Annotated in this window: 9 protein-coding genes; 4 read left to right on the top strand and 5 right to left on the bottom strand. The window is 66.5% G+C overall.

What is annotated here, in order from left to right; translation table 11 throughout:
- Positions 1–180: 180 nt before the first annotated feature.
- Positions 181–603 carry an organic hydroperoxide resistance protein gene (locus NGB94_RS15440; RefSeq protein ID WP_152226063.1) on the bottom strand — a complete coding sequence of 141 codons (423 nt, stop codon included), beginning with the start codon at positions 601–603 and terminating at the stop codon, positions 181–183.
- Positions 604–744: 141 nt separating this feature from the next.
- Between NGB94_RS15440 and NGB94_RS15435 the strand changes: the two genes are divergently transcribed.
- From NGB94_RS15435 to aroQ, 3 genes are all read left to right on the top strand, one after another.
- The gene (locus NGB94_RS15435) at positions 745–1,329 is read left to right on the top strand and encodes a TetR/AcrR family transcriptional regulator (RefSeq protein WP_325791576.1); all 585 of its coding nucleotides are present in this window, start codon (positions 745–747) and stop codon (positions 1,327–1,329) included.
- 175 nt (positions 1,330–1,504) lie between these two features.
- Positions 1,505–2,788 (top strand): MFS transporter, encoded by a 1,284-nt coding sequence (locus tag NGB94_RS15430; RefSeq protein WP_325791575.1) that lies wholly within the window; start codon positions 1,505–1,507, stop codon positions 2,786–2,788.
- 8 nt (positions 2,789–2,796) lie between these two features.
- A complete protein-coding gene (gene aroQ, locus NGB94_RS15425) occupies positions 2,797–3,270 on the top strand; it encodes a type II 3-dehydroquinate dehydratase (RefSeq protein ID WP_325791574.1) in 474 nt (157 codons plus the stop codon).
- Here aroQ and NGB94_RS15420 read toward each other — a convergent pair.
- Positions 3,260–4,441, bottom strand: a complete 1,182-nt coding sequence (locus NGB94_RS15420; RefSeq protein ID WP_325791580.1) for a MarP family serine protease — start codon at positions 4,439–4,441, stop codon at positions 3,260–3,262. The genes aroQ and NGB94_RS15420 overlap by 11 nt on opposite strands.
- Positions 4,442–4,662: 221 nt before the next feature.
- On the opposite strand from NGB94_RS15420, the gene NGB94_RS15415 reads away from it, so the two are divergent.
- A complete protein-coding gene (locus NGB94_RS15415) occupies positions 4,663–5,340 on the top strand; it encodes a Crp/Fnr family transcriptional regulator (RefSeq protein ID WP_055239104.1) in 678 nt (225 codons plus the stop codon).
- Positions 5,341–5,413: 73 nt separating this feature from the next.
- Here NGB94_RS15415 and NGB94_RS15410 read toward each other — a convergent pair whose 3' ends face one another.
- Genes NGB94_RS15410 through NGB94_RS15400 form a run of 3 tightly spaced genes read right to left on the bottom strand, consistent with a single transcriptional unit; the run spans position 5,414 to position 6,955 of the window.
- Positions 5,414–6,325: an NUDIX hydrolase gene (locus tag NGB94_RS15410; RefSeq protein WP_325791573.1), complete on the bottom strand. Its 912-nt coding sequence runs from the start codon at positions 6,323–6,325 to the stop codon at positions 5,414–5,416.
- Positions 6,318–6,800 carry a RidA family protein gene (locus NGB94_RS15405; protein WP_325791572.1) on the bottom strand — a complete coding sequence of 161 codons (483 nt, stop codon included), beginning with the start codon at positions 6,798–6,800 and terminating at the stop codon, positions 6,318–6,320. Before NGB94_RS15405 ends, NGB94_RS15410 begins: the two co-directional genes overlap by 8 nt.
- Positions 6,800–6,955 (bottom strand): DUF4177 domain-containing protein, encoded by a 156-nt coding sequence (locus tag NGB94_RS15400; protein WP_141653630.1) that lies wholly within the window; start codon positions 6,953–6,955, stop codon positions 6,800–6,802. Before NGB94_RS15400 ends, NGB94_RS15405 begins: the two co-directional genes overlap by 1 nt.
- Between the last annotated feature and the right edge of the window lie 31 nt (positions 6,956–6,986).

Genomic DNA, 6,986 nt, shown 5'->3' with positions numbered 1-6,986 from the left:
GACCACGAAGAACGCTGCTCTCTGCTCCGCGCTATGCCGCGGACGGGACTGCTTTCCTGATGAAACAGACACGGTCGTTGCAACTCCCGAAATTCTCAGGTGTTGCAACGACCGCTAGAACCCGCCAACTCCAGACGGGCAGTTTCTGCTATCTCGTTCTGTTATCCCATGGGGGACGGACTAGCCGACGACGGCGTCCACTTCCACTTCGATGTTGCCGCGGGTGGCGTTGGAGTACGGGCAGACCTGGTGGGCTTCCTGGACCAGCTTGTCCGCCATGGCCTGGTCAACGCCGGACATCTCAACGTGCAGGGCGACTGAGAGCTGGAAGCCGCCCTCTTCCTTGGGGTGGATGCTGACCTCGGAGGTGACGGCGCTGTCGCTGATCTGGGCCTTGGCCTGGCGCGCAACCATCTTCAAAGCCGAGTGGAAGCACGCCGCGTAGCCCACGGCGAAAAGCTGCTCCGGGTTGGTGGCACCGCCGGCGCCGCCCATCTCAGTGGGAACCGCGAGGTCGACTTCCAGCAGTCCGTCGCTGGTGCGGGCCTCTCCGTTCCGGCCGTCGCCGGTAGCCGTGGCAACTGCAGTGTAAATGGCGCTCATCGGGTTCTCCTTCGAGTTGGAACACTTGGCATTCGAAGAGCGGAGCTTTCCGCCGTTCTGCTAGTAGACTAACTAGTAAGTCTACTAATGGCCAGCCGTTCGGCCGTGACACAGGAGGTAGCCGTGACACAGGAGGTACCAGTGGCAGACGAGCCAGCCGGCCGGACCCGGCCGGTCCGCGAGCGCATCCTCGATGCCGCCACGGACGCCTTCTACCGCGAAGGCATCCGTGCCGTAAGCGCGGACAAGATCATCGCCGCGGCGGGTACCACGAAGGTGACCTTCTACCGTTACTTCCCCACCAAGGACGATTTGGTCGCCGCCTACCTGGACCGGCAGTCCGAACTGATCCGCAGCGCCGCGGAAACCCTGCCGGCGGATCCGTGCGAGGCGCTCGAGGCACTTGCCCGGGTCATGGGCACTGAAGCCTGCAGGCCCGGTTTCCGCGGCTGCCCGTTCATCAACGCCGCGGCCGAATATCCCTCCAGCGAGCACCCGGTACGCGCCGCGGTCACCCGTCACCGGAACTGGTTCCACGGCCTGGTCGCCGAACTGGCAGGCCGGCTCGGAGCCGCCAACCCCGAACTGGCCGCAGACCAGCTGGTCATGCTGCGCGACGGCGCCATGGTCCACGGCTATGTCGCCGATCCCCAGGCGGTGGCCGGCTCACTGCTGCAGGCCGGCCGTGCCGTCCTCGACCAGCACATCCCGGCGCACCGCTCCTAAGCCCGGCGATCCTCGGCGCCGGCGGCCCGGACTGCCGTTCGGCGCAGGAGGGCTGCGCCCAGCGGCCCAATAAGTGACGTTGGGCTCAGCGACTGGCGAAAGCTCCCGGCACCTAGCACAATCAGCACTTGTGTCTACTTCCTCAACAACGGTGAACCCCGCACAGCGTTCCCGGATGGCCCGCAGGGTCGCCGGAGCCTCCTTCGTCGGGACAGCACTGGAATCCTATGATTTCTACGTTTTCGGCACCGCCGCAGCCCTCATCCTGAACCGGGTGTTCTTCCCCGATGTGGATCCGCTGACCGGCACCCTGCTGGCCTTCCTCTCCCTTGGCATGGGCTTCGTCGCCCGGCCTCTTGGTGCCGTGCTGTTCGGCCACATCGGTGACCGGGTGGGGCGGAAGAAGTCACTCATCTACACGATCGTGCTGATGGGTTTGGCCACCGGCATCATCGGCCTGCTGCCGGACTACGCCGCCATTGGAGTCTGGGCCCCTGTCCTGCTGGTGGCGCTGCGGCTGCTGCAGGGCCTGGCCGTGGGCGGTGAGTGGGGCGGCGCCGTCCTGATTGCCAGCGAACACGCTGAGCCGCGCAAGCGTGCCCTCTACGCCGCCATCCCGCAGATCGGTTCACCGGTGGGCACCATCATGGTCACCGCCACCTTCCTGATCCTGACCCAGGTCTCCCCCGAAGCAATGGAAGCCGGTGTCTGGCGGATCCCGTTCCTGCTGGCATTCCCGTTCATGGCCGTGGCGCTCTACCTGCGCCTGGCCATTGATGAGACGCCGGTGTTCAAGGACGTCGCCGAGCACAACAAGGTGGCCCGCGTCCCGGTCCTGGAGGTGCTGCGCAGCCAGCCTGCCGCCGTCGTTATTGCCATGGCCGCTGCCCTGCTGGGCATCGGCTCCTACTTCCTGATGACCACCTACACACAGGCCTACGGCGTGGGTGTCCTGGGGCTGTCCGAATCGACCGTCCTGAACGCGGCGCTGGTGGGTTCGGTCCTTCAGCTGGCCACCATTCCCGCGTTCGGCTGGCTGGCCACCCGCATCGGTTCCGCGCGGGTCGTTGCGGCCGGGGCGGCGGCAACCGCCCTGATCGCTTTCCCGCTCTATTACCTGATCAGCATCGCCAACACGCCGCTGTACATCCTGACGATCCTGATCGGCGGCATCGCCCCGACGGCTGCCTGGGCAGCCCTGGGCGGGCTGATGGCAGACCTGTTCCCGGCGAGGACCGGCTACACGGCCATGTCCCTGGCCTACAGCTTCGCCGGCATTGCGGCAGGCTTCACCCCGGCGGTGACGCAGCTCTTCTCCGACGCTACGTCCGCGGCGTGGTGGCACCCCGGTGCCGTCCTTGCCCTGATGTCCCTGATTACGATCGCCGGGGCCCTGGCGGCTGCCCGCCGGATCCGGTCCCGGTCACAGACGGAGGACGCCGCTGAGGTTGCGGCATAGTTGAACCCATGACTACAGAACGCACCCGCAATCTCCTGGTCCTGAACGGCCCCAACCTGAACCTGCTTGGCACCCGGGAACCGGCTGTCTACGGGACGGACACCCTGGATGACGTGGAGGCTGCCGCAGTGTCGGCCGCTGAATCCCACGGCTGGACGGCGGACTGCATCCAGTCCAACCATGAAGGTGACCTGATCGACGCCATTCACGGGGCACCGGGCCTGGCCGACGCGATCATCATCAACCCGGCCGCTTACAGCCACACCTCGGTGGCGATCCGCGACGCGCTCTCAGGCGTCGGACTTCCCGTAGTGGAAGTCCACCTGAGCAACATCCACAAGCGCGAAGAGTTCCGTCACCACTCCTACGTTTCAGCAGTCGCTGAAGTGGTTATTTGCGGTGCCGGCATTGCCGGCTACCGGATGGCGGTGGACTACATCGCTGCGAAGCTCGACGCGGCAGCAGCTGACGCTACTCGCTGATGCACTCCCCCGGAGAGACAGCGCTGCGGTAATCCGGCGCTGCCTCTGCGATGGGGCCTAGTTCCGCGAGGGACAGTGCATAGCCGATCGGCTGGTCTCCGGTGGTCTTGGCGAAGACGACGCCGGCAACCTGGCCGTCGATGTCCAGCAGCGGCCCGCCGGAGTTGCCCTGCTGCACGTTGGCGGCGAGCGTGTAGACCTCCAGGACTTCCGGGGACGTTCCGTAGATGCTGCGCACTGACACGTCACCGAGGTTCTGCACGACGGCGGCCTGGAGCCGGAACGGGCCGCCGGCCGGATAGCCGGCGAACGCCGCGGTTGTTCCCGCCGGGAGCTCGGTTCCCAGCTTCAGCGGTTCCGCCGCGAGGTTGTCCACCGCGATCACAGCGAGATCCCGGGCCGGATCGAAGTGCACCACCCGCCCGGGCAGCACTCCGCCGCCGGGCACCTGGACTACGGGTTCGCTCACTCCGGCCACCACGTGGGCGTTGGTGATGACCCGGTCCTCGGCGACGACAAAGCCGGATCCGGTCTGGTTCTGGCCGCACTGGAACGCGGTGCCGGTGATCTTCAGGACCGAGGACGATGCTTCGGTCAGGGCCTCGGAGCTGATGCCCTCGGCAGGCAGCTCCACGGACTCGGGGGCGGCGCCGTCGAAAATCCGCGGCAGCCCCTCGTCCAGGGTGAAGGAACGCACCTGCGCCGCCACTGTCTTGACCGCATTCGGCGTCACCGAATCGATGGTCATCAGGACCTTCGAGGACGCGATCTGCTGCGAGAGGAAGGGCATGCCCAGGGTGCCGATGCTGAAGGCCAGCATTGACATCACCACGGCCGCCACCACCACATTGAGCGCACCGCCCAGGATCCGGTCCAGCGCGCGCAGCGGGGCGAAGTTGAACCAGCGGCGCACCGCACCGCCCAGGGCAGCACCGGCCGCGTGGCCCACCAGCACCAGCACGACGGCGGTCGCGATCACCGCGATGAGCCGCCAGGTTTCATCCGGAACCCAGCCCGAAACCAGGGGGATGGCGAAAAACGCCGCCGCGGCACCGGCCACGAACCCCACGATGCCGCCGAGTGTAACCGCGAGGCCGTTCCGCAGCCCCGCCAGCAGGTAAAACAGCAGGGAGAGTCCCAGAATGATGTCCAGAACGGTGAATCCGAGCACAAAGAGCTCCAATATGGTGTACGTATACGTGCGGCTGCCGGTCAAGAGCCCTTTTGCCTCCCGAGTCTAGCGGCCGCCGCTGACGATTCCATGGCGGTGTAATCCGCCGCACATCAGGCACGGCGTTTTATCATCCGAGGGCGAACAAAGCTATTACGGCTGTCACATGCCCGTTCGGTGCGGCAAGATAGTAGAAGCGACAACTATTAACAGGAGATTTCATGGATATCGAGGTATTGCGCCGCGCGCCTTTGTTCGCCTCACTGGGAGACGACGTCTTCGCCGCTTTGACCGACGAACTCACCGAGGTCGATCTGTCCCGCGGAGCATCTGTCTTCCGCGAAGGTGACCAGGGCGACCAGCTCTATTTCATCGTGTCCGGAAAGATCAAGCTTGGGCGTTCGGCCCCTGACGGCCGCGAGAACCTGCTGGCCATTCTTGGCCCGGGCGAACTGTTCGGCGAGATGGCACTGTTCGACCCGAGCCCCCGCACCGCCACCGCCACCGCGGTGTCCGAAACCCGGCTGGCCGGCCTGCGCCACGAGAATCTGCGTGCGCTGATCGAGACCCGCCCCGAGGTGTCCGTACAGCTGCTGCAGGCACTTGCCCGCCGTCTGCGCCGCACCAACGAGTCACTGGCCGACCTGGTCTTCTCGGACGTGCCCGGCCGTGTAGCCAAGGCGCTGCTGGACCTGGCGGACCGGTTCGGCCGGCCCGCGACGGACGGCATCCTGGTGGCCCACGAACTGACCCAGGAAGAGCTGGCCCAGCTGGTGGGCGCTTCCCGTGAGACCGTGAACAAGGCGCTGGCCGAGTTCGTCCAGCGCGGCTGGCTGCGGCTTGAGGCACGCGCCGTCGTCATCCTGGACGTTCAGCGCCTGCGCCAGCGCTCCCGCTGAGTCTTTCCACGCACGCAGAAAGCGGCACCGCATCCCTCCCGGGAAGCGGTGCCGCTTCTGTCTCTGCAGGCTTTCAGCGGCCCCGGTGGCCGGATCCTTCCGCAGCATCAACGGCAGTCACGCGCAGGGCGTACCCGCCGTCAGCTTCCACGAGTTCGGGCTGGAACGTCTCGTTCGCGCGGCGATGTGCCAGGTAGGCAATGCAGCCCCGGGCCTTGGCCAGCTTTTCGATCATCAGGGCCACAGCGGGCACCGTGAGCTGTTCCAGGGTCAGTCCAACCGTGTCCGGCTGGCCTACTTCGTCGCCGAGGGCGGTGGTGTCCGCCCGTTCCATCTCCACCGAGGCCGGGCGCCACTGGCCCCAGATGCCCTTGGTCTCCAGGAGCGAGGTTTCCTGCCCCAGCGGCTGGACGGCCGCAAAATACCGGGTGTCGAAGCGGCGCAGGGCAAAGTCTGCCGTCAGCCAATGCGTGAGGGGGCGGAGCAGGTCACTGCGCAGGCCCAGCCCGCGCCGCGCCAGCAGCCGCGGGAAAGACTCTTCGCCGGCGGCGATGCCGGCGCGGGCAGCCATCCAGTCCGGGCCGCGGTTGCTTTCCAGCAGCGTGGATTCATCCGGTCCGGCCAGCAGCACACCGGTCTCCTCGAACAGCTCGCGGGCAGCGGCTACGACGTGGCGGCGTGCTTCCTGGGGATCATCCATCCCCAGGGTCCTGGCCCATTCGGCCGGCGTGGGGCCGTACCACTCAAGGGGATCACTGTCCGCCTCTTCCAGGCTGCCTCCCGGGAAGGCGATCTTGCCGAGCGGAGATTCGCCCCGGCGGTAACGCAGGAAAACTTCGGCTCCCTGCCGGGAGTCGCGCAGCAGCAGGACGGAGGACGCCGCCCGCGGCTTGCGGGCGGTTCCTTCACCGCGCTCGAACCAGCTTTGCGCTGCTCCCTGTTGCCAGGGCGGCAGCTGGAAATGCCGGGTGGAAACGTTAGGCAAATTCGGCGGTCACTTCCACTTCCACCGGAGCGTCCAGCGGCAGCACTGCCACGCCGACGGCGGAACGGGCGTGGCTGCCGGCCTCACCGAAGACCTGGCCCAGCAGCTCGGAAGCTCCGTTGATGACCCCGGGCTGGCCGGTAAAGGACGGATCCGAGGCGACGAAACCAACAACCTTCACGATCCGGGTCACGCGGTCCAGGTCCCCAATCTGGGACTTGATGGCGGCCAGGGCGTTCACGGCGCAGCGCGCGGCGTAGGCCTTTGCGTCCTCCGCAGTGATATCCGCTCCGACCTTGCCGGCAGCAGGCAGCGCGCCGTCAATGAACGGCAGCTGCCCGGAGGTGTAGACGTGGTTCCCGCTCACAACGGCCGGAACGTAGGCGGCCACCGGCGCAGCAACCGGCGGCAGGTCCAGGCCGAGTTCGGCCAGGCGCTGTTCGACGGCGGAAACTGCTTCCGGGGCAGCGCTCATCAGGCCTTCTCCCGCTTCATGTAGGCCACCGAACCGGTGCCGTTCGGGGCCGGGGTGATCTGCACCAGCTCCCACCCTTCCTCGCCGTGCATGTTCAGTACGGCACCGGGGGTGTGCAAAGGCAGCGGTGTAATGAAGTATTCCCATTTGCTCATGATCCAAAGACTAGCGCGTGCTTGTAGACTG

The sequence above is a fragment of the Arthrobacter koreensis genome, assembly GCF_035792275.1.
Taxonomy (GTDB): Bacteria; Actinomycetota; Actinomycetes; order Actinomycetales; family Micrococcaceae; genus Arthrobacter_B; species Arthrobacter_B koreensis_A.
This window is presented reverse-complemented; position numbering and strand designations above follow the sequence as displayed.

Excerpts from the sequence above, each read along its gene's own strand:
- NGB94_RS15415 (WP_055239104.1), top strand. The coding sequence starts at position 4,663 with ATGGATATCGAGGTATTGCGCCGCGCGCCTTTGTTCGCCTCACTGGGA.
- NGB94_RS15400 (WP_141653630.1), bottom strand. The coding sequence starts at position 6,955 with ATGAGCAAATGGGAATACTTCATTACACCGCTGCCTTTGCACACCCCC.
- NGB94_RS15405 (WP_325791572.1), bottom strand. The coding sequence starts at position 6,800 with ATGAGCGCTGCCCCGGAAGCAGTTTCCGCCGTCGAACAGCGCCTGGCC.
- aroQ (WP_325791574.1), top strand. The coding sequence starts at position 2,797 with ATGACTACAGAACGCACCCGCAATCTCCTGGTCCTGAACGGCCCCAAC.
- NGB94_RS15440 (WP_152226063.1), bottom strand. The coding sequence starts at position 603 with ATGAGCGCCATTTACACTGCAGTTGCCACGGCTACCGGCGACGGCCGG.
- NGB94_RS15430 (WP_325791575.1), top strand. The coding sequence starts at position 1,505 with ATGGCCCGCAGGGTCGCCGGAGCCTCCTTCGTCGGGACAGCACTGGAA.